General features: G+C 42.1%; 22 protein-coding genes. 15 read left to right on the forward strand and 7 right to left on the reverse strand.

The annotated features are described in order from the left end of the window. The first annotated feature begins 99 nt into the window (after window positions 1–99). From xseA to dxs, 5 genes are all read left to right on the forward strand, one after another. Window positions 100–1473: an exodeoxyribonuclease VII large subunit gene (gene xseA / locus H589_RS0117580; RefSeq protein ID WP_027723246.1), complete on the forward strand. Its 1374-nt coding sequence runs from the start codon at window positions 100–102 to the stop codon at window positions 1471–1473. 21 nt (window positions 1474–1494) lie between these two features. Then, the gene (locus H589_RS21165; RefSeq protein ID WP_027723247.1) at window positions 1495–2391 is read left to right on the forward strand and encodes a M23 family metallopeptidase; all 897 of its coding nucleotides are present in this window, start codon (window positions 1495–1497) and stop codon (window positions 2389–2391) included. Window positions 2392–2412: 21 nt separating this feature from the next. Beyond that, entirely contained in the window at window positions 2413–2655 is a 243-nt protein-coding gene (gene xseB / locus H589_RS0117590; RefSeq protein WP_027723248.1) for an exodeoxyribonuclease VII small subunit, read from the forward strand. After that, complete coding sequence (locus H589_RS0117595) at window positions 2645–3535, forward strand: polyprenyl synthetase family protein (protein ID WP_027723249.1); 891 nt, start codon at window positions 2645–2647, stop codon at window positions 3533–3535. The genes xseB and H589_RS0117595 overlap by 11 nt, the downstream gene beginning before the upstream one ends. A 161-nt stretch (window positions 3536–3696) precedes the next feature. Beyond that, window positions 3697–5613 carry a 1-deoxy-D-xylulose-5-phosphate synthase gene (gene dxs, locus H589_RS0117600; RefSeq protein WP_027723250.1) on the forward strand — a complete coding sequence of 639 codons (1917 nt, stop codon included), beginning with the start codon at window positions 3697–3699 and terminating at the stop codon, window positions 5611–5613. Window positions 5614–5724: 111 nt separating this feature from the next. On the opposite strand, the gene H589_RS0117605 is transcribed toward dxs, so the two are convergent. The 3 genes from H589_RS0117605 to H589_RS0117615 all read right to left on the reverse strand — a co-directional run bounded on the left by H589_RS0117605 (window position 5725) and on the right by H589_RS0117615 (window position 8927). Beyond that, complete coding sequence (locus tag H589_RS0117605; protein ID WP_027723251.1) at window positions 5725–6240, reverse strand: hypothetical protein; 516 nt, start codon at window positions 6238–6240, stop codon at window positions 5725–5727. A gap of 247 nt (window positions 6241–6487) precedes the next feature. Next, the gene (locus tag H589_RS0117610) at window positions 6488–8167 is read right to left on the reverse strand and encodes a long-chain-fatty-acid--CoA ligase (RefSeq protein WP_027723252.1); all 1680 of its coding nucleotides are present in this window, start codon (window positions 8165–8167) and stop codon (window positions 6488–6490) included. A 121-nt stretch (window positions 8168–8288) separates the two neighbouring features. Beyond that, a complete protein-coding gene (locus H589_RS0117615; protein WP_027723253.1) occupies window positions 8289–8927 on the reverse strand; it encodes a hypothetical protein in 639 nt (212 codons plus the stop codon). A 289-nt stretch (window positions 8928–9216) separates the two neighbouring features. Between H589_RS0117615 and H589_RS0117620 the strand changes: the two genes are divergently transcribed. Beyond that, window positions 9217–10173, forward strand: coding sequence for a chemotaxis protein (locus tag H589_RS0117620; RefSeq protein ID WP_027723254.1), 957 nt, complete (start codon window positions 9217–9219; stop codon window positions 10171–10173). A 169-nt stretch (window positions 10174–10342) separates the two neighbouring features. Here H589_RS0117620 and rsgA read toward each other — a convergent pair whose 3' ends face one another. The 3 genes from rsgA to H589_RS0117635 form a co-directional block, all read right to left on the reverse strand. Then, window positions 10343–11455, reverse strand: a complete 1113-nt coding sequence (rsgA, locus tag H589_RS0117625) for a ribosome small subunit-dependent GTPase A (RefSeq protein ID WP_027723255.1) — start codon at window positions 11453–11455, stop codon at window positions 10343–10345. A gap of 498 nt (window positions 11456–11953) precedes the next feature. Beyond that, complete coding sequence (locus H589_RS0117630) at window positions 11954–12229, reverse strand: hypothetical protein (RefSeq protein ID WP_027723256.1); 276 nt, start codon at window positions 12227–12229, stop codon at window positions 11954–11956. Continuing rightward, window positions 12229–13236: an NAD(P)H-dependent glycerol-3-phosphate dehydrogenase gene (locus tag H589_RS0117635; RefSeq protein ID WP_027723257.1), complete on the reverse strand. Its 1008-nt coding sequence runs from the start codon at window positions 13234–13236 to the stop codon at window positions 12229–12231. Before H589_RS0117635 ends, H589_RS0117630 begins: the two co-directional genes overlap by 1 nt. A 283-nt stretch (window positions 13237–13519) precedes the next feature. Here H589_RS0117635 and lpdD point away from each other — a divergent pair, with 283 nt between their 5' ends. The 9 genes from lpdD (at window position 13520) to H589_RS0117680 (ending at window position 22176) form a co-directional block, all read left to right on the forward strand. Beyond that, complete coding sequence (gene lpdD, locus H589_RS20050; protein WP_027723258.1) at window positions 13520–13912, forward strand: prenylated flavin chaperone LpdD; 393 nt, start codon at window positions 13520–13522, stop codon at window positions 13910–13912. Between the two features lie 224 nt (window positions 13913–14136). Then, complete coding sequence (ahbB, locus tag H589_RS0117645) at window positions 14137–14622, forward strand: siroheme decarboxylase subunit beta (RefSeq protein ID WP_027723259.1); 486 nt, start codon at window positions 14137–14139, stop codon at window positions 14620–14622. Window positions 14623–14686: 64 nt separating this feature from the next. Continuing rightward, window positions 14687–15955 carry a glutamate-1-semialdehyde 2,1-aminomutase gene (gene hemL, locus H589_RS0117650; protein ID WP_027723260.1) on the forward strand — a complete coding sequence of 423 codons (1269 nt, stop codon included), beginning with the start codon at window positions 14687–14689 and terminating at the stop codon, window positions 15953–15955. A 247-nt stretch (window positions 15956–16202) separates the two neighbouring features. Then, window positions 16203–17237 (forward strand): cobalt-precorrin 5A hydrolase, encoded by a 1035-nt coding sequence (locus H589_RS0117655; RefSeq protein ID WP_027723261.1) that lies wholly within the window; start codon window positions 16203–16205, stop codon window positions 17235–17237. Further along, window positions 17129–17968, forward strand: a complete 840-nt coding sequence (cobJ, locus tag H589_RS0117660) for a precorrin-3B C(17)-methyltransferase (RefSeq protein WP_084147042.1) — start codon at window positions 17129–17131, stop codon at window positions 17966–17968. The genes H589_RS0117655 and cobJ overlap by 109 nt, the downstream gene beginning before the upstream one ends. A 137-nt stretch (window positions 17969–18105) precedes the next feature. Then, entirely contained in the window at window positions 18106–18507 is a 402-nt protein-coding gene (locus tag H589_RS0117665; protein ID WP_027723263.1) for a cytochrome c3 family protein, read from the forward strand. 66 nt (window positions 18508–18573) lie between these two features. Further along, window positions 18574–20973: a hypothetical protein gene (locus tag H589_RS21170; protein WP_027723264.1), complete on the forward strand. Its 2400-nt coding sequence runs from the start codon at window positions 18574–18576 to the stop codon at window positions 20971–20973. Window positions 20974–21257: 284 nt separating this feature from the next. Next, window positions 21258–21440 carry a hypothetical protein gene (locus tag H589_RS0117675; protein ID WP_027723265.1) on the forward strand — a complete coding sequence of 61 codons (183 nt, stop codon included), beginning with the start codon at window positions 21258–21260 and terminating at the stop codon, window positions 21438–21440. Between the two features lie 4 nt (window positions 21441–21444). Further along, window positions 21445–22176 carry a ubiquinone/menaquinone biosynthesis methyltransferase gene (locus H589_RS0117680; RefSeq protein WP_027723266.1) on the forward strand — a complete coding sequence of 244 codons (732 nt, stop codon included), beginning with the start codon at window positions 21445–21447 and terminating at the stop codon, window positions 22174–22176. Window positions 22177–22178: 2 nt separating this feature from the next. On the opposite strand, the gene H589_RS0117685 is transcribed toward H589_RS0117680, so the two are convergent. Further along, entirely contained in the window at window positions 22179–22388 is a 210-nt protein-coding gene (locus H589_RS0117685) for a DUF2065 domain-containing protein (RefSeq protein WP_027723267.1), read from the reverse strand. Window positions 22389–22412: the final 24 nt, after the last annotated feature.

A 22412-nucleotide genomic window follows, 5' to 3' on the forward strand; every position in this document is an offset into this window, starting at 1 on the left:
CGTACGCCCGATAAAAGTTTTGAATGTATAGTCGGAGGGGGAAACTTTTTCATTAGTTTCCCCCTTTTGCCCTAGGAGAGCCGTTGGAGGCCTCTCTATATGAGAATATTTTCAGTCACTGACATAACCCGCGCTGTAAAAGATGTGCTGGAATCTGAATTCCCTTTCATATGGGTCAAGGGACAGGTTACTAATTTGTCACGTCCTGCGTCCGGTCATATATACTTTACACTCACTGATGGTGATGCCGGTTTATCGGTGGTCTGGTTCAAAGGTAATCAGAGAAACGCTGGAGACGGTGAGAGCATTAATCCGTTGACTGGTGAGGTTGAAACAGGCGGTAAGCTGGAACTTGAAGACGGAATGGAAATTCTATGTGCAGGGCATATGAATGTTTATCCTCCCCGTGGGGTGTATCAACTTGTTGCAGAACTTATTCAGGAGCAGGGCGTTGGTGATTTAAAGCTTGCTTTTGAGAGTATGAAACGCAAACTTTCAGAAAAGGGCTATTTTTCTGAAGATAGAAAAATGGAAATACCAGCTTCGCCGAAAAGGGTGGCTGTAGTAACCGCTCCAACCGGGGCTGCTGTTCGTGATTTTTTGAAGATAGCTGAAGGACGTGGAACAGGGACACAAATCAGGATTTATCCTACTCTGGTACAGGGAGATCTCGCCCCGGGACAGATCGCTGATGCTCTGGATCTGGTTGGCGAAGATGGCTGGGCTGAAGTTGTTGTTCTTGTACGCGGTGGCGGATCTCTTGAGGATTTATGGGCTTTTAATACTGAGCCTGTTGCAGATGCTATTTTTCGGAGTACTGTTCCAGTTGTTTGTGGCGTCGGCCATGAAGTTGATTTTTCTATCGCTGATTATGTTTCCGATAAACGGGTTGCGACACCGAGTCATGCCGCTCAAGAGCTTTGGCCTAGGCGCGAGACATTAATACAGGCTGTGGATGAACTTGATAACGGGCTTGTTCGAAGCTATGAAAATTTTCTTGATATAAGCAGCTCTCAATTTGAAACATTGCGTAAGGGGCTGAAATGGCTGTCGCCTGCCCAACGTATTGAGCGATTGCTTGCATCTTTTGAAGAAGAGGAACAGCGTCTTGAGCGCACTGTTTATAGCTTTTTTTCAAAGAAAAATATGGAAGTAGATAATTTTTCACGAAGGCTTTCGGTTTCTTTTGGCAAAGATAAAATTTCTCGCATGGAACAGGATGTTGTTTTTCTTTCTGACAGATTGGGTCGTGCATGTTCAACTTTTTTGCATGTTATAAGTGCTGAATTTGAAAATACTGCTAATTCACTGAGAATGCTGGACCCTGAAAGCCCTCTTGAAAGAGGGTATTCACTTGTTACAGTTGAAAAGAATGGAACATTTTTGCGCAGCCCTGATGAGGTTTTGGATGGTGATGCTATCAGGGTTCGAGTAAAGTCTGGTGAAGTCAGGGCTAAGATTGTTACTAAATAATATTGCGGAGTTTGGGTCCCAATGAAGTATAATAAGATAAAAGTTGTTTTTTTTACATTTTTTTTGTTTCTTTTTTTTGTTTCCAGTGCGTTTGGATCTGTAAATCTGGCCTACCCCAAAAAGGTTGGATTAGGAGAGGCCTTTCTGGTTCGGTTAACTTCTGACAAGCCATTAGAGTCCGTAAGCGTTGAGTGGAAGGGCAAGACTGTAAAACCTGAGATTCGTGAGTGGAAAGAGCGTTATGTTGCACTAGCAATGTTTGGAACAGATGTCCTTTTTGATAAGACTGGTAAAGATAGACTTGTTATTAAATATGTTTCTGATGGGAAAAATCGAAGTCTTGGACGTACTATTAAAGTTGCTAAGAAAAAATATAAGATCCAGAGACTCACTTTGCCTGAGAATATGGTCACGCCGCCGCAGGAAGTTTATGATAAAATTTCCAGGGACAGAGAGGAGGTTAAGGCAGCCAAGGCCTCCATGTCAGACCAGCGTAAATGGTTTTTACCTTTTCAAAGACCTACAAAGGGTTCACAATCGAGCCCGTACGGTGCACAGAGGATTTTGAACGGCAAACCTAAAAATCCTCATCGCGGCCTTGATTTCAGAGGCTCGAAAGGCACGGCTGTTAAAGCCATGGCTGACGGTAAAGTCGTACTCGTAGGCGATCACTATTACGCAGGTAATTGTGTTTACCTCGACCATGGTAACGGGGTTGTCACGATGTATTTCCATCTTTCACGAATAGATGTTAAGGAAGGCGAAATAGTAGATAGAGGGCAGGTAATAGGTGGAATTGGTGCCACAGGAAGAGTTACTGGCCCCCATCTGCATATGAGTGTGAGTGTTCAGGGAAGACTTGTCGATCCTGCTTATGTGCTTTATAAGACAACCGATCAGCTGCTTGGCATTAAATAGACCGGCAACTTTAAATATTATATGAAAGACGAAATAAGTTTTGAAAAACGGCTTGAAAGGCTGAAAGAAATAGTTTCCTCGCTTGAACGTGGAGATTTGCTTCTCGAAGAGGGTGTTGCCTTATTTAAAGAAGGCCGGATTCTTTCCAAGGAATGCGCTGAACAACTGGAGACCGCCCGCAATGAAGTTATGATTGTAAGTGATGGGCTGGTTGAAGATTTTGAGATTAAAGACGAAAATAAGGATATAGCTGATGACAGTTAAAGAGAAACTTGCAGTGCATGCTGCTGAAGTTGAAAAATATTTGAGTGAATGTCTTAATGACCGTGGGATTCCAGCTGACTTGCTTGAATCTATGAAATACAGCCTTATGGCTGGTGGAAAACGGTTACGCCCTGTTTTGGTTCTGGTGTGGGCTAAAATGCTCGGCGCTGACAAAGAAGCAGTAATGCCTTTTGCTGCCAGTTTAGAGATGATTCATACTTATTCACTTATCCATGATGACCTTCCGGCTATGGATGACGATGACTTGAGACGTGGTAAGCCTTCAAATCATAAACAATTTGACGAAGCTACCGCAATTCTTGCCGGTGACGGTCTGCTTACAGAAGCTTTCGGCTTTATGGCTGAAGCCAAAGCCCCTGCAGCAGACGTTGTTGAGGCTATTGCTCTTATGGCCAAGTCTGCGGGAAGCGGCGGAATGGTCGGAGGACAGGCTGTTGATATCAGCTATACTGGACGTGACGGTGTTACCCTTGACGAACTCAAGACTATGCACTCCATGAAAACCGGAGCACTCATTCTTTCTGCTTGTAAATCCGGAGCAATTCTGGCTAAAGGTGCAGGGGCAACAGAAGATGATGTCAGGAGAGCTGAAGAATATGGTCGTTTGATCGGTGTAGCTTTTCAAATTGTAGATGATGTTTTGGATATCGTCGGTGATGAAGCTTCCCTAGGTAAACCTGTCGGCAGCGATGAAGAGCTTGGTAAATCTACGTATCCAAGCCTGATAGGCCTTGAGGAAAGTAAGGCTCTGGCACGGAAATATGTTAATGAAGCTGTTGAGCTGCTAAGACCTTATTCTGGTGAAGAAGCTGAGTTACTCACTGAACTTGCTCAATATATTGTAGACAGAGTTTATTAGTCAGCGATCTGTTTTCGCTCGATATGAAGTTTTATATACTAATTGGTTAACACTGTTAAGTAACTCGTGCCGATGTGTCCATTCCAGATCAAATTTGAGAGTGGGTGCAGAGATGCTTAATTTTTTTTAAGAAATATAACCCGTTGTGAGGTTCGGGGAAGATGAACATAAATGATTCTTCATGCGGATGCGGTGACTACCCACTTCTGCAAAAGATAAATAATCCCGCGCTGGTAAAAGAGTTGTCCAAAGAGCAGCAGATTCAGCTGGCTCAGGAGCTCAGACAGTGTATTATCCATACTGTCTCCAAGGGCGGAGGGCATCTTGCTCCTTCACTTGGAGTTATTGAGCTGACTATAGCGCTTTTTAAGTGTTTTGATTTCAATACAGATCGTCTGGTCTGGGATGTTGGTCATCAGGCCTACGCGCATAAAATTTTGACCGGGCGTTACAAAGAATTTCATACCTTGCGTCAGAAAGACGGTATCAGCGGTTTTCCACGTATGGCAGAAAACCCGTATGATCATTTTGGTGTAGGTCATTCAAGCACATCTATTTCTGCCGCTCTGGGCATGGCTTTTGCCAGTGATATTGAAGGCGCGGGCCGTAACTGTGTTGCTGTTATCGGCGATGGTTCTATGACTGCAGGGCAGGCTTTCGAAGGTTTGAACCAGGCCGGTGGTATGAAGCGTAAGATGGTTGTCGTCCTTAATGACAATGAGATGTCAATTTCTGCTAATGTTGGTGCATTGTCATCTTATCTCAGCCGCAAACTGTCTCATCCGGTAATTAATCGCTTTAAGAAGGATTTTGAATCTCTGCTTAAGCAGATACCAAAGATTGGTGACGACCTTGCAATGTATGCCAAACGTGGTGAAGATTCTTTTAAGAGTTTTTTCACACCGGGAATGTTGTTTGAATCTCTCGATTTCACCTATCTTGGGCCTATTGACGGGCACAACTTAGATGCTCTTGTAGATGTCTTCGAGCAGGTAAAGAAAATAGATTCTCCGGTGCTGGTACATGTTCTGACCAAGAAAGGTAAGGGATACAAGCCTGCAGAGGATAATCCGACCCATTTTCATGGAGTAGGCAGTTTTGAACCTGAAACTGGACGGGCTAAGAAATTCAAAGGCGGCCTGCCATCATATACATCTGTTTTCGGTAAAACATTATGTAAGCTGGCTGCTAAAGATAGTAAAATAATCGCAATTACCGCAGCCATGCCTGAGGGTACCGGTACAAGTGATTTTCGCGAGCAATTTCCAGAAAGGTTTGTGGATGTAGGCATCTGTGAACAACATGCCGTAACCTTTGCTGCCGGAATGGCAACTATGGGATACAAGCCTGCTGTTGCCATTTATTCAACCTTTCTTCAGAGATCATACGATCAGATTGTGCATGATGTCTGTCTGCAGAATCTTAATGTCAATTTTTTCCTTGATCGCTGTGGCTTGGTCGGAGCTGATGGTGCAACGCATCATGGTGCTTTTGATCTCTCTTATTTGCGTCATATTCCTAATCTTGTTTGTATGGCTCCCAAAGATGAGGCTGAATTAGCTCGAATGGTTGCAACTGCAATTGATTTTGATGGTCCTGCCGCAGTGCGGTATCCTAGAGGGGTAGGCATTGGCGCTATTCTGGAGGAGAATCCCCGTATTCTTGAAATCGGAGAAGGAGAACTTCTGCGCGATGGATTTGACGGAGTGATCATCACAGTCGGCTCCAGAGTATGGCCTGCGGTTGAAGCTGTAGAAGAGCTTGATGAAGAGTTAGGAAAAGCTGTTGCAGTGTTTAATGCTCGCTTTGTTAAACCACTTCCTGAAGCACAGATTCTGGAACTTGCTTCTCGGTTCAAGAAAATTCTTATCGTAGAAGAAAATGCCATGGCTGGAGGACTCAGCTCAGCTATTATCGAAGTGTTAGTAGACAACAATGCTATTGACGGTCATGAAATAAAGCGGCTGGGAATTCCTGATGAATTTATCGAGCATGGGACACAGCAGGAACTGCGTCATGATATTGGTATTGACACTGCTGGAATGAAAAAAGCAATGCTTGAGCTACTTGATAAATAATGGATTCAGCTGATACTTTTTTGCGATTGCTAAAGATTCAGCTATAATCTTAAAATTATATTGTTTTGCATCGAAACCCCTGCCGATAAATAATTGGCAGGGGTTTCTTGTTTAAATTTTCAGTAGGATCGATCCGCTTTTCGAATTGATTTCTGATGGAGAATTCTCTTTTAAGGCTTCTAGAACATCGACAGAATCGACAATAACGCCTTTTTCAAGTAACAAGGCTCCCGATTCACTGGCAACGAGATTGAAAAGTTTTACAGTAATAATGGCATTTCCTTGGCGTACCGCATCAGATGTTCTTGCACTGATGTCGCTTCGAAAACCACTGATTACTGTGTCCCGACTCATGGCAATACCGCATATTCCTGGAAGGGCTCCAGACAGCGAAATAATATCTTGATCTTTGATTTTCACACCGTCGATATCGTCAACAGGTGAGCTGTTAACGAAAATAGCGCGAACTCTTTTTTCAGCGTAATCCGCACTGAGTCCAATCGCTTCCGTCATGAATTCCCGGATACTCATTCCCTCAATGGCATGTATTCTCACTCCTTTTTGCAACAGTGTGATAGTCCCCGGAATACCTTTGGGAATGGTAACGGTCTTAAGTTTGCTTGTCATTGCGTTCCCGTTGTGACAGATTAGCGGATATATATTTATTATGCTTGTATTGATATAATTATTTGTATTAATTGATGAATTATAGTGTGTAAAAAGATTATTTTTGTCAATCGGAAAACTTTAGTAAGAAAAAGTCCTGCCAGTTGTTTACTGGCAGGACTTTTTCTATAGTTATTTAGATGGTGATAATTTCAACACTTATATTGCGAAAGTATTTAAATAAGTTCGAAATAAAGTACGAACTCATTTATTTTGAGTTTTTCTTTGCTTCTTCTTCGCGAAGGGCACGACGCAGAACTTTTCCTACCATTGTTTTGGGAAGATCTTTGCGGAATTCTACCTTCCTCGGGACTTTGTACCCAGCTAACTTTTCTCTACAGTATCCGGTAACTTCTGAACGGTCCATTGACTCACCGTCTTTCAGCACAATGTATACTTTGATTATCTCGCCACGTGTTTTGTGGGGAAGACCGACCGTCACAGCCTCTTTAATTTTCGGATGTTTGTAGAGCACTTCATCTACCTCGCGAGGATAAATATTGTACCCGCTGGAAATGATCATATCCTTCTTTCTGTCAACAATATAGAAATAGCCTTCTTCATCCATGTAAGCAATATCGCCAGTGTATAACCAGCCATTTCGAAGTGTCCCCGCTGTCTCGTCAGGTTTATTGTAGTATCCTTTCATCACCTGAGGACCTCTGATAATAAGCTCTCCCATTTTTCCAGGAGGAAGCGGTACACTACCAACCTCCATATCGACTATTGCTGCGTCGGTTGATGGAACAGGCATGCCTATAGAGCCTGGTTTCTTCTTTCCCAGAAGAGGGTTCAGGTGCGTAAGGGGTGATGCCTCAGTTAAGCCAAAACCTTCCACTATTGTTGCACCGAAGGTTTCTTTGAATTGATTGATTGCCTCAACGGGCATGGGGGATGATCCTGAGAGACAGTATTTAACAGAGGCTACATCAAATTTATCAAGCTCTTTTTGTTGCAAAAGGGAAATATATAGAGATGGTGCTCCCGGAAAAAGAGTAGGTTTCAGTTTATCCATGGTTTTAAGTACATCCAGCGGTACATAGCGAGGGAATGGAATCATGGTTGCCCCTAACAATGTCGGGAAATTAAGACAAACAGTCAGTCCGTAAATATGAAAATATGGTAGAATACCCAACACTATTTCTCGATCCTGACCAAGCTTGTTGAGCATTGCATGGCATTGCTGCATGTTCGCATCAAGATTTGCGTGGCTGAGGATGCAACCTTTAGATAGTCCGGTTGTGCCGCCAGTGTATTGTAATAGAGCAGTGTCTTCAGGTCTTACGTTCGCGGCGGAATATCTTTCCTTGCCTGAGCGTAAAGAATCCCATTTAATTATTGATGTTCCATTGTATTGAACTTTAGGTGAATTCTTATCCCTCATACATTTTACCTTATATAAAATATTTAGAGGGAAATTTAGAGTGTCAGAAATGCGGGTGATGAAAAATTTGCGTACTGGTATTTTGTCGCGTAATTTTTCAAGCTTGGACCATAGAAGATCAACCGTGATCATTATTTTGGCTCCGGAGTCGTTCAGCTGGTGAACTATTTCCGTTTCCATATAAAGGGGGTTGGTCATTGTCACCACTCCGCCTGCTTTGAGAATAGCCCAATAGGTCATGATCATTTGTGGAGTATTGGGAAGCATCATAGCCACTCTGTCGCCAGGTTCAAGCCCATGCTTGCGCAGATTGGCGGCCATAACTTCAACAGTCTGTTGAAGTTTGATGTAATTAATGGACCAGTTTTGAAATTCAATAGCAGTACGTTTGGGCCATTTTTCAGCAGTCATGTCCAGATATTCAAACAGTGGACGGTATGAAAAATCTATGCTCGTAGGGACATCTGAATCATAATTATCCAGCCATGGGCGACTATGTTCCACACCAAACCTTCCATTTATTCATATATTAAAACAAGTTCCCCATATAAAAGGGAAGCGGCTCCTGATCAAAAGAGCCGCAGTATATTGATCAGTTTAGATTCTGGCAAGTTTGTATATATATTTAATTCTGCGCTGAATGAGTGAAAAGCTGAAGCAGGTAATTTGTTAAGGCCTGACCAGCTCCCTGACCGCATTGATCAAAAGGACAACCAAGACTGAAGGGGACTTCCAGAGGTCTCGGTGTTCCATGATATATTACAGAATCACGTTGCTGTTTAACTTCTTTAATAAGGACCTGCATGGTAATAAAACAGGAATCAGGACCGCTTTTTATGCGCTGAATTTCAGGGCTCCATTCATGAACTAACACAGGATATTCATTGAAATATGGCCAGTCATCAATTGAGTCGAATGCAAAACCTATTTGTTGTGACTGTGCTTGTGCGGCAAGCTTGGGTGAGATAGATCCTATGCGTGCTTCAATAAGGTAGTTTACATCTCCCTGCGGAGTATAATTGTAGCCAACTCCCTGCAATGCCTTTATTACATTTTGTTCGATAGGAACTATTCCGGACTCAACTTTTTGAGGAGATCCATCACCATTAAGTTGAAATAATACAACATTAACATTAAATGAGCCGGGTGAAGGGTTGAAAACTGTTATCGGGACAGTTGGTTTTGTTTCATGTGAAGAACATCCTCCCATACAAATTAAAACAATAATTGTAAGCAGTTTGATAAGCCCGGAGCATTTGCACATATTAACCTCTTAGTTTAGTTGGGTGGAACCAGCATAACCTGTATATGAATACAGAATCTCTAGCAATATTGAGGTTGCATTAATAGCTGGATGATATTGATGTTTGCGGATATTATGCTAAAGTCAAAACATGCACGGGTATGGTTTATTGCTTGAAATTATATGTTTTAAGTCCAGATTTTATGGCAGAAATAGATATGTATTTGAATAAGAATAGTAGTGATTATAAATTATTGCCTAAAGGTTAGTTCTGGAAAGAAAATGAGATGATATCTTCGGGAGTGTTGCTATGGCAGATAATGAAATTTTGCTTGATGCTGGGACGAATGAGTTTGAGATTATAGAATTTTATATTAATGAATCGGATTGTGGCCAGCATCATCGTGATTATTTCGGTATCAATGTAGCGAAAGTTCTTGAGGTTGTAGAAGCCCCTGCGGGGTTGGAAGCTGCCGAGGGCGCTCCTCATCCGAGTTATCTTGGCACAATGTCTTTGAGAGATATAATTCTTCCTGTTATTGATCTTTCTGTATGGCTTGGACTTGAGCGTAAAGAATCAGAGTTTGAACTGATTGTTGTGACTGAAATCAACAATATGGTAACCGGTTTTCTTGTCAGCGGAGTGACCCAGATCCACCGTATCGGTTGGGCGGATTTGAAAATGCCTAATAAATATATTGCTGATATGGATACAAATTGTATCACCGGTACAGTGGATCTTGATGGAAGATTTGTCCTGATGATCGATCTAGAGCGTATTCTCGGTGAACTTGACCCTGAAATGGCAGAACGAAATGATGGAACCGTATATAGTGCTCCGGAAAGTTATACTGCTGTACTTGTTGATGACTCTGCTTCAGTCCGAGCTTTATTGAATAAAAATTTTGAAGCTGCAAATTTCGAAGTTCAGCTATATAAAAATGGCCTTGAAGCGTGGGAAGCTTTGCAGAATATAAATAATCAGGCGAAAGATGATGGAAAATCAATTACTGACCATATTGATGTAGTTGTATCTGATATCGAGATGCCGCAAATGGACGGTTATACATTAACTAGAAATATTAAGGAACATGCGGACCTTAAGAATTTGCCTGTAATTCTTTTTTCCTCATTGATTACCAAGGGGCTTTTTCATAAAGGAGAAGCTGTAAAGGCTGATGACCAGATAACAAAACCTGAGTTTAATGAACTTACCGGAAGAGCAATTTCTTTGATAGAAAAGTATCAGCAGAAGCAATTTTCTTAGCTACCGTTCATATTTCCGTATTTGTTCTTTAGATCATGATTTATAAAGATGTAATTTATTTGGTCCGGATGAACCTGATGAGTTCAGGTTCATCCGGAGTTATTAACTATTGCCTGTGGCTCTATAAAAGTACGTTTTACATACGATTGTTTTCGCCAGTTCAGCTAAGTTATCTTCTCTTTCTGCTATTTTTGTACATTGACTTTATTTGCAGGGAAACGTCTCTCCAGCGTTCTTTTTCCACTCTGTCTGAACTTTTGCTCTGTCGGTCAGATAGATATGCCAGTTCTCGTTTCATTTTATAATAACTTTTCAGACGTGCTTGTGAAAGCTCCCCGTTTTCAACCGCTTTCATTACATTGCATCCATGCTCATTTGTGTGGGAGCAATCTGAAAAACGACATTCTTGCGCAAAATACTCAATATCAGCAAAGGCACTTTCCACTCCTCCGTCATTTTCATAAAATGCAATTTCACGGATACCAGGATTATCGATCAGCATTCCGCCTTGAGGCATAAAAATGAGATCGCGACCGGTTGTTGTGTGTTTACCTTTGCCTACGCTCTGGCTCACAGAGCCTGTCGTCTGGATACATTTGCCGTATAGTCTGTTTAAAAGAGTGGATTTTCCAGCTCCGGATGAGCCTATCATAGTAACTGTTTTTCCTTGACCTAGATATTGTTCAAGTTCAAGTAATCCCGTTGAACATTCGGCAGATACAAGATGTACTGGAACATCAAAAGCAATTTGTTCAATTTCTGTTAAACAGTTTTCAGGAGCATCGTGCAGGTCTGCTTTAGTCAGAACTATAACTGGGCTTAATCCACAATTATAGATAAGCGTCAGATATCTTTCAATGCGGCGAATATTATAATCTCTGTCCAATCCGCAAACAATACATACCGTGTCCAGATTAGCAGCTATAACCTGCTCGCCCGTGGCCGTGGCATTGTTCTTTCCTCTGCTTCCTGCTGCGCCGCGCGATAAAGCATTTTGCCGTGGAAGAACCTGCGTAATGACCGTGTCATGTGTCAGGACCCAGTCACCTGTTACCGGGTAGAGTTCATTTGATAAGGATGCATTATGGCGTACTTTTCCAGATAGAGTGGCTTGCAGACACTTATCACCATTACTCAGTTGAAACAGACCTTTGTTCACAGCAATGACTCTGGCAGGAATGCCGGATGAGTTAACATGTGTTTGAAAAAAGTCGTTCCAGCCCATGGCTGATAGTTTAGACTCAGCTGCAAAGTCTTTCTCTGTATTGATAATAGTCTTCATTGGTTTCACCGGTATTTGTTATTCAAATAGCAGGTATCTTGCTGCATGCAGTGTACTTACTATTATTGTGTTCGAAGCATAATATGTATCTGACTGTAGATTGCCCCATAGATATAGCTGGCAAGCTATCTAGGAGGTGTACATATAAATTATGAATTCTTGGCAATGACATGTTGCCGACACAATAGGGAACAACAAAGCACACGGGGCTCAGTACTGAGACCCGGAACGGCAAAAGCCGGGAGGGATATAGAAGCTCCTTATGCAGAGCTGGCAGGTTCTACTTGTGGCAGAACCAAATCATCCTGCTGCCAGTGTGTTACCTGATGTCGGCAACGTGAGGCACAATCTCTGATGATTTTTTAAACAAAAAAACTCCTTTTTAAAAAAAACAATAAGGGTACTGTTTCTATAATTACTGCGAAACAATACCCTTATATGGACATAATGTAAAATTGATTTTCGTTATTTCAAAATTCGTTTGATAGCGTTGAAGCGCTATTTTTGCCAGCCACGCCCTTTCATGCATTCATCAAATGTTTTTGCTGAAGCATAATCATCTGAAAAAACAGCTTCGTAGGTAGTGGGCTCCGGAGGTGCTCCATCGGTCTGGGCTCCTACAGGTACATTTTGTTTCGTCAGTTTTGTGCAGAAATCCTTATCCTGAGCAAGAATTTCCTTTTCTTTAGATGGGTCAACAATGTTAGGATTATGCCATGACCCACACCCTCCAAAAATAGCCATGGTTGCGAACAAAAGAATCATTTTTTTCATTATAAACTCCTTGTGGGGTATTCTGCTTTGAGATCTCGTTGCATAAGATCACGTACTGCTGTCGCCGGATCTTTATCTTCATAAAGAATTTTATAAACCTGTTCTGTAATAGGCAGTTCCACCCCGATTTTTTGGGCTAGGAAGTGAACTGATTCAGTGGTCTTAACACCTTCAGCTACCATACGCATCTTTAAAATTTCGTTCAACTTAAGTCCCTGACCCAGTTTAAGACCTACCTGCCTGTTTCTTGAAAGGTCACCTGTGCATGTTAGTACAAGATCACCCATGCCTGAGAGACCCATGAAAGTTGAAGCCTGTGCTCCCATAGCAACTCCAAGTCTACTCATTTCAGCAATACCTCTGGTAATTAAGGCTGCTCTGGCATTATTACCAAATTCAAGTCCGTCAGCCATGCCGGCCGCAATAGCCATAATGTTTTTGATTGCACCACCAATCTCAACTCCACGGTAATCCGGATTAGTATAAATTCTTAAATAAGGAGTAGAGAATATTTCCTGAACTTCTCTGGCTAGAGCTTCATCTTCACAACCTAAAACAATTGAAGTCGGCAGTTCTGCACTTAATTCATAAGCAAAAGTAGGCCCGGAAATGTGTCCGTATCTTGGACTGAGTTCCTCAAGGCTCTCCTTTATAACCTGTGACATGGGAGCTCCTGATTTAAGCTCGATGCCTTTACTGGCACATATTACTGCTGGTTTTTCAGGGAAATAGGGTTTCAATTTAATCAAAGCATCACGCATGAATTGACTTGGTACAACTAAAACAAAATAATCGGCTCCACCAAGAACGGTTTCAGGGTCACTGCTGCATTTAAGATTTTCGCAAAGTTTATAGTCAGGAAGAAAAATTTTGTTATAGCCTGTTTCCATTATTTCATTACACAGCGCTTGTTCCCTCACCCATAGATATGTGTCTAAGCCTTTCTTGGCTAAAGTATTTGCTAGAGTTGTGCCCCATGCTCCTGCTCCGATAACAGCAATTTTCATATCAGCTCCTTAAGAAATATATTTTAAAATATAATTGGGTTATGTCTCAAATGTTTAGATTTACCAATAACTACTTAATGTTACTCACCCAGAAGGTTTTTGGCAACTGGTTCAAAAATGAAAGCTAAAGATCAAAACTGAAAAGTTATTATTTGAAATTGTTCTAAAAGAATTAAGACTTATGGTTATTCTTGATAGTTTGTCTTGGTTAATAAAAAAATATATAAATTTTGATAGAAATGAAAAATAGAATCTACAGATTATGGAAAGTAACAGGTGAATTATGATCGTTCTTGAAAGAAATACTCTCCGTTTTAGCATACGGATGCATGTAATCTGTATGGGCAATGATTTATGCGTCAGCATTGGTGGGGGAGATAAATCGCACATAGGAGCTGTTGCTCTCGCTATTTCTCATCGTGCTTTGAGTGGCTGTGATAAAATTGATGCGTCCGTTTCTTTACTCACAGTGACCGGACATAAGGAAGATGAACTTGCTCGCAAGGTTGCGTATAAGCTGGCTGTTGAATTTAATTGTACGGTATCAGTTTCATGTGGAATACATTTGGATGGCGCAAGCATTCAGGAAATAACTCAAGTGCTTGATGAGGCGGACGGACTTTTGGGAGAGGCTGTAGTCAAGCTTAAAGAGGGAGATTACAGTCGTTCTGTCTAAGCTGGATTGGTCTGATTCATAATAGGAATACTTTTAAATTTATGATTTTCGTAAATATGATCACCAATTTTAAAAAGCAAATAGTGCTGGCCGTTAAGAGGACCTATAAAATAAATATTTTCAGTTCAGCTCTTGAGGATGGAACAATATACAGGTATCACCGACTGAATAAAAAACAAATCCGGCCCGTATCCATGTGGTTCGGTCATAGTTAAGGATCAAATATGGCTAAGAAATTTACTGAATTGGAACACAATATTCTGGCATTGGCAGGTACAAATCTGTCTGACAGTCTTACGCCTTATGCGGATATAGCAGAACAGGTGGGATGTGAAGAAAAGGCTGTAGTCGATCTTTTAAGCCGTCTTAAAAATGATAAAATTATCCGTCGTTTCGGTGCTACCTTGCGCCATCAGAAAGCCGGGTATGGCGCAAATGCAATGGTTGCCTGGAGGGTTGAAGCTGATCAGAATCCTGAAAAGATCGGTGAAATTATGGCAGCACGCCCTGAAATAAGTCATTGCTACCTGCGCAGAACATATGATGACTGGCCTTACAATTTATACACAATGATTCACGGAAAAGGTCCTGAGGATTGTGGAAAAGTGGTAAATAAACTTATTGAGCAGACTGGTATTACCGATCACTGCATCTTGCGCAGTCTTAAGGAAATGAAAAAGACCTCAATGGTTTATTTTGAAAGAAAATAGCCATTTTAAATTGTTAACATGTAAAATTGATTAAATTAAATATACAGATAAGGAGTATCCTTTTATGACTTCATCTTCTGAACTTTTCAAACAGGCGCAGAACGTTCTGCCCGGCGGTGTTAATAGCCCAGTCAGAGCATGCAAAAGTGTTGGTTGCGATCCTCTGTTTATCGAAAAGGCCGCCGGTAGTCGTATGTGGTCTACTGACGGTCAGGAACTTATCGACTATGTTATGAGTTGGGGACCGATGATGCTCGGTCACGGTTACGAAGATATTAAAAAGGCCGCTCATAAAGCTGTTGATATGGGCGCAAGTTTCGGCGCTCCTTGTCCTGATGAGATCACACTTGCGGAAGAGATTATCAAAATGGTTCCGTCTATTGAGATGGTGCGCATGGTCAACTCCGGAACTGAGGCAACTATGAGTGCTCTCCGTCTGGCCCGTGGCGTTACTGGACGTGATAAGGTATTGAAATTCGAGGGTTGTTATCATGGGCATAGCGATTGCTTTTTAGCAAGCGCTGGTTCTGGGTTAGCAACTTTTTCCATTCCTGGTACTCCGGGGGTTCCTGAAGGAACTGTAAAGGACACTCTTCTTGCTCCTTATAATGATCTCGAGGCTGTCAAAGCTGTTTTTGCGAAAGAAGGCAAAAATATTGCGGCTATCATCGTGGAACCCGTAGCTGGAAACATGGGGCTTGTTTTGCCCGCAGAAGGCTTTTTACAGGGTTTGCGCGATCTTTGTGATGAATACGGCGCGCTGCTTATTTTTGATGAAGTCATAACCGGTTTTCGGGTGACTTCAGGTGGTGTAGGACCTCGCTTCGGCATAGACGCTGATTTGACCACAATGGGTAAAATAATCGGTGGCGGCTTCCCTGTAGGGTGCTACGGCGGTAAGAAAAAATATATGAGCCGCATTTCTCCGTGTGGAGATGTTTATCAGGCCGGAACTCTGTCAGGTAATCCTGTCGCAATGGCCGCTGGTATAGCAACTCTTCGTGCGCTGCAGAAACATGACTACGATGCTCTTGAAGCGCGTACTATTAAACTTGCTGAGGATATGAAGTCTGCCCTTGAAGCTAATGGTTTCAAAATCGTGCTTAATCATATCGCCTCTATTTTTACCCTGTTTTTTGCTGAGCAGCCTGTTACCGATTTTGAATCAGCTAAAAAAGGGGATGCCGATATTTATTCTTCATTTTATCGCCATATGCGCGAAAAAGGAATTAACCTCGCTCCATCAAGTTTTGAATGTACTTTTACTTCATTTGCGCATTCTGAAGAAGACTATGAAGCCACTCTTGAAGCTGTAAAAAGTTTTAAGGGCTAGTCTTATTGTAGATAGTATCCAGAGAGGATAATTTTGTAAAAATTATCCTCTCTGGATTTTGTGTTTTAAGGTGCTAAATTACTTTGTGCTCCGCATTGCCTGCAAGAAAAAATCAAGGCAGATTACTTAACTAGAATTTGGTGGTCTGGGCCTCAAGGTTAACTTGTTTTTGGTCTGGAAAATGTAACTCTCAGTGACTCGGTATTTTCTTTCAGAGAAGCTACTGGAGTTTTTGCAAGGCAGAATCATGCCAAATGAAATAGCTATATATTCTTTGACAGCAACGGGGGCTTTGCTTGCACATAGGCTGAAGGCTTCGCTTGAAGCTGACAGTTATGTGCTGGAGCGCTATGCTGTTGAAGGTGATATTCCGTTTAATTATCTGGCAGAGTTGATTACGGACAAATTTTCAGTTTACAGGTCGCATATTTTTATTTCTGCTTCAGGAATTGCTGTGCGCTCTATTGCTCCTCATTTGAAAAATAAGGCTGAGGACCCTGCGATTGTTGTTCTGGATCAGCAAGGGCATTTTGCAGTGAGTCTTGTTTCCGGTCATCTGGGCGGAGCTAACGAGTTGGCCGGATTGATTGCAGAAATTATCGGGGCTACTGCGGTTATTACAACAGCCACTGATTGTGCCGGGGTGCCATCGATAGATTTATTGGCTAAAGATAGAGGTCTGGTAATAGGTGATTTGGGATCGATTAAACATATTAATGCGGCCCTGCTTGATGGTGTGAAGGTCGCAGTTTATGACCCTGACGGGGTTATGAAAATTAAAAAAAGCAGTAAGCATTTTTACATAGTGGATACGGCTGAAGAGCTTCGTGGATTACGCTGTGGTGTTCATATTGACTGGCGCAGAAGCGACTTGCCTGAATCGGTGCTATGCCTTTATCCAAGGTGCTTGACTCTTGGTGTCGGGTGCCGCAGGGGAGTGCCTGCAAAAGAAATTTTGGAACTTATTGAATCTACTTTGAAGATAAATGATGTTGCGGTCCAGTCTGTCCTCTGTATGGGGACAATTGACGCAAAAAACGATGAAGATGGACTTATTGAAGCTGCTGATATTTTAGGACTTGATTTAAATTTTTTCAGTGCAGCTGAACTTGATGAAATTACAGTTACTAAGCCCTCAGGCATGGTGATGAAACATATGGGAGTCGGCAGCGTATGCGAAGCAGCGGCGATGAAACTGGCAAATGCAAAAGGAATATTAATACCCAAAACCAAAAGTGCACGGGTGACAGTAGCTCTGGCAAAGGCAGTATCAGGGTTATAGGACTTGGTCCCGGAGATGATTGTTTACTTGCTCCGCAGGCTCGGTATGCCATTGAAAACGCTGACGCTGTAGTAGGCTATACTGGATATGTAAAACTTATTTCTAAAACCCTGCTTGAAGGACGGGAAGTGCTCTCTACAGGGATGATGGCTGAAGTTGAGCGTTGCCGAAAAGCCGTAGAATCGGCTGTTTCCGGAAGAAATGTTGTAATGGTTTGTAGCGGTGATCCTGGAATCTATGCTATGGCTGGATTGGTCATGGAGCTTCTTGAGAAGGGAAAATTATTTGATGAAGTAAAATTTGAAGTGATACCGGGGATTCCTGCCTTTACCGCTGCTGCGGCTTTACTAGGTGCTCCTCTCATGCATGATTTTGCTTCGATCAGTTTAAGTGATCTACTTACCCCGTGGGAAAAGATTGAGAAACGTCTTGCAGCAGCAGCTGACGCTGATTTTGTTATTGCTATTTATAATCCACGCTCAAAGAATAGACCTGAAAATCTTGGAAAAGCTATTGCTATTGTAAGAAAATATCGCGTAGACTCAACTCCTGTGGGGATAGTTAATAAGGCCTATCGTGACGGGCAGAAAGTGCAGATAGCAACTCTTGAGACTATGAATGAACAGGACGTTGATATGCAAACAGTTTTGATTATAGGAAATAGCTCTACTCGGATTAGCGGAGAAATGATGCTTACGCCGCGTGGCTATTCAAACAAGTATGATATCTAATCGACGTATTATAAGTGTTTGATACCGCTAAATTAATGCTCTGTTTTATGCGTGCATGCTTGACATGGTGTTTTATCTAAATTAAATCCACAAGAAGACTGTAATTAGGTTAACGTTTTTTTAAGGAGGAACTGAGGATGAAAAAGACCCTGCTTATCGGCATGGTGACAGCTGCTCTGGTATGTGCATTTGCTCTTCCCAGCCTGTATGCTGTAGACGCACCTAGTGATATGGTTCTCAAAGTACCTGCTGGTGCTAAGAGTACCAAATCACCTGTTAATTTTTCTCATAAGGGGCATGCTGCTATAGACTGTGCAAAGTGTCACCATACATGGGACGGAAAAGCTGCTATTAAGAAATGTGACAGTGAAGGTTGTCATATTGATGTCAGCAAAGAAGGCAAGAAGAAACCTACTTCTTTTTACTCTGCTTTTCATGCCAAAAAAGATAACAGCTGCGTAGGCTGTCATAAGGCTATGAAGAAAGCTAAGAAGAATACCGGCCCCACTAAGTGTGGCGATTGTCACCCTAAGAAATAAGTCTTTTTGATTTGTAATGAAAGGGGGCAACTTGTCCCCTTTTTAAATTTTTACAGAGGGTAGCCTATGACCCCGGATTCACCGGAAAAGAAAGGTAAGGAAGAGGTTCTCGACCTTAGCGAAGTTGCGGAAGAAGTTCTTGCTGATCCTGCTGCAGATGTTGATGCAAGCTTCGAGCAGGAGCTTGAAGACCTTTTTTCTGAAGACCTTGAACTGGAAGAGCCTGAACTTGGCGTTGAGGACGATTCAGATGATATGCTCGTTCTTGATGACGTTGTTAAGAGCAGCGATGATGAGGAGCTTCTTGTTCTTGATGATGTGTTAGAAGAAGTTTCCGGTGATGACCTTATTGAACTAGACGATCCTGTTGAGGAAGAAGGAGGTGATGACCTTCTGTTGCTTGACGAAGTCGCTGATGACAATGAGGATGATGTTCTTGATCTTTCTGATATAGTTGAAGAAAATAATGACGAAGACATACTTGATCTTGATGATCTTTTAGAACTTACCGATGAAGATGAGCTCGTCCTTGATGATGTTGCTGATTCTGAAGACACTCTTGATTTAGCAGAAGAAACTGATGTTTCTGACCTGCCCGAAATTTCTGTTGATGAGTATTCGGAAAATGACAAAGATGATATCGAATTTGATCTGGGTGAGGAAGAGCTTCTTACTTCCGAGACAAAAAGTGACGGAGAGCTTGATGCTGACGGCCTTGACGGGCTTATAGATGATCTTGGAGGTGATGCAACAGTTCCTCCAGATGAAGGAGATATTGAGTCTCTTTTTGATGAAGATACTGAAGTCAGCGATCTTGATTCACTGCTTGAAAATTCTGATTCAGATGAAATGGATGACCTTGAAGATCTTCTTGGTGACGTCGAAGATGATGTTGATTTAAGAGCTCTTGGTGAAGATATTCTTGATGACGGTGATATTGAAGGTCTTCTTGGTGAAGAGCATGAGGAAGTCGTACTGTCTGAAGAAGGTCTTGAGCCTCTCGTTGAAATTGATGACTCTGGTTCAGCAGAAGATAGTCAGCCAGCTGTCGAGGTTGAGTCTGTCGACCTTGATGAAATAGACGAAGTAGTTCCTGAAGCAGTTGAAGATGTTGAGATAGAAATTCCTGCTGCTGAGAAAGTTGCAGAAGTTCTTGATCCTGAAATAGATTTTACCAATGATCTTGAGCTCGTAGAAGGTGAAGACCTTGATCTTGAAGACGATGATATTGATCTTGGTGAGCTGCTTGAGGATACTGAAATAGATTTTTCTGATTTTGATGAAGAAGATTCAGACGGAAATGAAGATTTAGTTGTGTGTCCAACTGATATGCAGGACGTAGTTGTTAATTCTGCACGTATTGAAGAGTTGGTGGATAGAGTTGATATTCTTGAAACAAGATTGCCTGATATTGAGGCTCTGATTGTTGATCACTCTTCGTCAACTGATGATGTTGAGCAGGGAGAAATGGTTTCAGCACTTGAAGATAGAATAGCTTCTTCAGCTAAACGATCTGAAAGTCTTGAAATTTCCTTGAATGAAGCAAATGAAAGAATTGCGACACTTGAATCTGCTCTTGAAGCCGCCATTGAGCGCTTTTCACAGATTGATTCTCTGGAAACAACTTTCTCTGTTTTAACTGAGAATGTGCAGTCTCTTGAGGAAAGGTTTTCTCAGGGAACTGAAATAGAGTCCGCAGTAAGCCAGAAATTAAGTGAAGCCTTTAGGCCTGGTTCCGCAGCTGTCGTTGCTATTGCTGCCGCTGCAGCCGACGATGTACAGGAAAGGGTTGGAGAACATATTCAGGTAGGATTACTTGAAATCAAGGCTGAATCTGAATCCCAATTTGCTGCGATTGATGCCAAATTTGAAAGTCTATCAGGCCATGAGTCAAAGATTTCAGAGTTGGAAAGTCGTTTGAATGGAGTTTCTTCTCTCGAGGAGCGTATAGCTGCTCACGAGGATAAGTTTAATAACCTTCCGGATCATGAATCAAAACTGAATGAACTGGATAGTCGTTTGAATGAAGTTTCTGTTCTTGAGGAGCGTATAGTTTCTCACGAGGATAAGTTTAATAATATTCCAGATCATGATCCAAAAATAGCTGAACTGGAAGAGCGGTTAAATGAAGTTTCAGGCTATGATGAGCGTATATCAGCTGCAGAAGAAAAACTTGAATCTACGCCTGATTTAGGAGAGATTGTAAGCAGTGCTCTTGAAAGAGAACTTGATCCAGAATCCCCTGCTTTCTATCGTATAAGGAGTCGTTTGACTGAAGATATTGAAGATTATCTTCGTCCACGTCTCTCCGAAAAGGTTGATGAAATGAAGAGTGCTATTGAGGACTCTTTTAAATCAACAATCGAAGATGTTCTAGCCGAAAAACTCGAGCGAGCAGTTCCGGCAGAAGCAGCACGTATTATTCGTGAAGAAATTGCTGCTCTAGCCCGTGAACTAGAAGATTAATTATTATATTAAGCTGTTTATTTGACGGTCCGCTGGAAATTGCCATCCGGCGGACCTCTTTTAATTTAGAAGATTGAAAAAAATAACTCTGACTGTGGCTGGTTTTCATCTTTTTTGCGCCAACAAGCGGGTCGACTAATTAGAGGTCTCATGCTAAAGAGCCTCACAAAAGAGGGGTGCTTTAATGGTTTCTTTCTTTTTACCCGCCCGGCGCCCTACCTGTGGAGGTCGTGGCCATTTCCCACCGGGCGGGGTTTTTCATGCTGAATCAAGGATACATAAAAATGGACAAAATTCAGAAGCAGGCTTTACAGGTTACTAAGGAAATTGTTGTCAAATTCATTGAAGTTGGCAGGATTTCACCCTCAAATTTTTCAGAGCATTTCAGTGCAATCTACGCTGACGTAGTCGCCTCGGTCATGGAGCAGGAGAAAGTTCTTGCCGATAATGGCAAGGGAGATGCGTAAGTAGATGACGCAATTATCACATCAGGAGCACGGTAAAAAAGTTGCTGCCATGTTCGGTCGTATTGCCGGGTGGTATGATTTTCTGAACCATTTCCTGAGTGCAGGGCAAGATGTGTACTGGCGTTATAGGCTGGTTAAACTTGTACGTCCGGAAAAGAACGGACTTGTGCTCGATCTTGCAGCTGGAACGCTGGATGTTTCTGTCGAGCTTACACGGCAGTACCCTGATGCCAAGGTACTGGCTATGGATTTTGCTTACCCCATGCTTTCCTGTGGTAAGGGGAAGAAACTTGAAGGTAAACATGAAAAAAGAAGCGGAGTGATAGCTGCTGTGCAGGCTGACGGCAAAAAGTTACCTCTGCCTGATTGTTGCCTTGATGGGGCCACCATTGCTTTTGGTATCAGGAATATTCTTCCCCGCGAAGATGCGTATCGTGAAGTATTGCGTGCATTAAAGCCCGGAGCAAGATTTTGTATTCTTGAGTTCGGATCAGGGAGCAAGAGAATTTGGAAAGGTGTGTATAATTTTTATTTGAACAAGGTTCTGCCGCTTTTAGGGAAAGTTGTCTCCGGTGATTCTGGAGCTTATACGTATCTTGCAGATACCATTCGCTCTTTTCCGGACGAAAGAACTCTTGGCGAAGAGCTGCGCAGGTCAGGATTTGACCGCGTGATGTTTATTCCTATGCTTTCAGGGATTGTTTACATTCATGTAGCTGAGAAACCTGCTGAATAAGGTTAAAGATTACTCAGCGATTGTCCGAAAGATATAAGCAACAATCCGAAGATCATGGCTATAAGGCCGAGAATACGTAACTGCCTCGGTCCTTTTTCGATAATAGATATAAGTATTCTGGGCATACGCTCAGAAAAAATGAAATAAGGTATTCCTTCAAGAATGAAGGCCAGACCAAGGGCAGACAGTAGAAATGACCAATCAATATTCATAATGTTTGTTATGTATATGTGCTG

The sequence above is a fragment of the Maridesulfovibrio zosterae DSM 11974 genome (genome assembly GCF_000425265.1).
GTDB lineage: Bacteria > Desulfobacterota > Desulfovibrionia > Desulfovibrionales > Desulfovibrionaceae > Maridesulfovibrio > Maridesulfovibrio zosterae.

What these genes read in the sequence shown, in the direction of transcription:
- xseA (WP_027723246.1), top strand. Translation starts at nt 100, where the DNA reads ATGAGAATATTTTCAGTCACTGACATAACCCGCGCTGTAAAAGATGTG.
- H589_RS21165 (WP_027723247.1), top strand. Translation starts at nt 1,495, where the DNA reads ATGAAGTATAATAAGATAAAAGTTGTTTTTTTTACATTTTTTTTGTTT.
- xseB (WP_027723248.1), top strand. Translation starts at nt 2,413, where the DNA reads ATGAAAGACGAAATAAGTTTTGAAAAACGGCTTGAAAGGCTGAAAGAA.
- H589_RS0117595 (WP_027723249.1), top strand. Translation starts at nt 2,645, where the DNA reads ATGACAGTTAAAGAGAAACTTGCAGTGCATGCTGCTGAAGTTGAAAAA.
- dxs (WP_027723250.1), top strand. Translation starts at nt 3,697, where the DNA reads ATGAACATAAATGATTCTTCATGCGGATGCGGTGACTACCCACTTCTG.
- H589_RS0117605 (WP_027723251.1), bottom strand. Translation starts at nt 6,240, where the DNA reads ATGACAAGCAAACTTAAGACCGTTACCATTCCCAAAGGTATTCCGGGG.
- H589_RS0117615 (WP_027723253.1), bottom strand. Translation starts at nt 8,927, where the DNA reads ATGTGCAAATGCTCCGGGCTTATCAAACTGCTTACAATTATTGTTTTA.
- H589_RS0117620 (WP_027723254.1), top strand. Translation starts at nt 9,217, where the DNA reads ATGGCAGATAATGAAATTTTGCTTGATGCTGGGACGAATGAGTTTGAG.
- rsgA (WP_027723255.1), bottom strand. Translation starts at nt 11,455, where the DNA reads ATGAAGACTATTATCAATACAGAGAAAGACTTTGCAGCTGAGTCTAAA.
- H589_RS0117630 (WP_027723256.1), bottom strand. Translation starts at nt 12,229, where the DNA reads ATGAAAAAAATGATTCTTTTGTTCGCAACCATGGCTATTTTTGGAGGG.
- H589_RS0117635 (WP_027723257.1), bottom strand. Translation starts at nt 13,236, where the DNA reads ATGAAAATTGCTGTTATCGGAGCAGGAGCATGGGGCACAACTCTAGCA.
- lpdD (WP_027723258.1), top strand. Translation starts at nt 13,520, where the DNA reads ATGATCGTTCTTGAAAGAAATACTCTCCGTTTTAGCATACGGATGCAT.
- ahbB (WP_027723259.1), top strand. Translation starts at nt 14,137, where the DNA reads ATGGCTAAGAAATTTACTGAATTGGAACACAATATTCTGGCATTGGCA.
- hemL (WP_027723260.1), top strand. Translation starts at nt 14,687, where the DNA reads ATGACTTCATCTTCTGAACTTTTCAAACAGGCGCAGAACGTTCTGCCC.
- H589_RS0117655 (WP_027723261.1), top strand. Translation starts at nt 16,203, where the DNA reads ATGCCAAATGAAATAGCTATATATTCTTTGACAGCAACGGGGGCTTTG.
- cobJ (WP_084147042.1), top strand. Translation starts at nt 17,129, where the DNA reads ATGCGAAGCAGCGGCGATGAAACTGGCAAATGCAAAAGGAATATTAAT.
- H589_RS0117665 (WP_027723263.1), top strand. Translation starts at nt 18,106, where the DNA reads ATGAAAAAGACCCTGCTTATCGGCATGGTGACAGCTGCTCTGGTATGT.
- H589_RS21170 (WP_027723264.1), top strand. Translation starts at nt 18,574, where the DNA reads ATGACCCCGGATTCACCGGAAAAGAAAGGTAAGGAAGAGGTTCTCGAC.
- H589_RS0117675 (WP_027723265.1), top strand. Translation starts at nt 21,258, where the DNA reads ATGGACAAAATTCAGAAGCAGGCTTTACAGGTTACTAAGGAAATTGTT.
- H589_RS0117680 (WP_027723266.1), top strand. Translation starts at nt 21,445, where the DNA reads ATGACGCAATTATCACATCAGGAGCACGGTAAAAAAGTTGCTGCCATG.
- H589_RS0117685 (WP_027723267.1), bottom strand. Translation starts at nt 22,388, where the DNA reads ATGAATATTGATTGGTCATTTCTACTGTCTGCCCTTGGTCTGGCCTTC.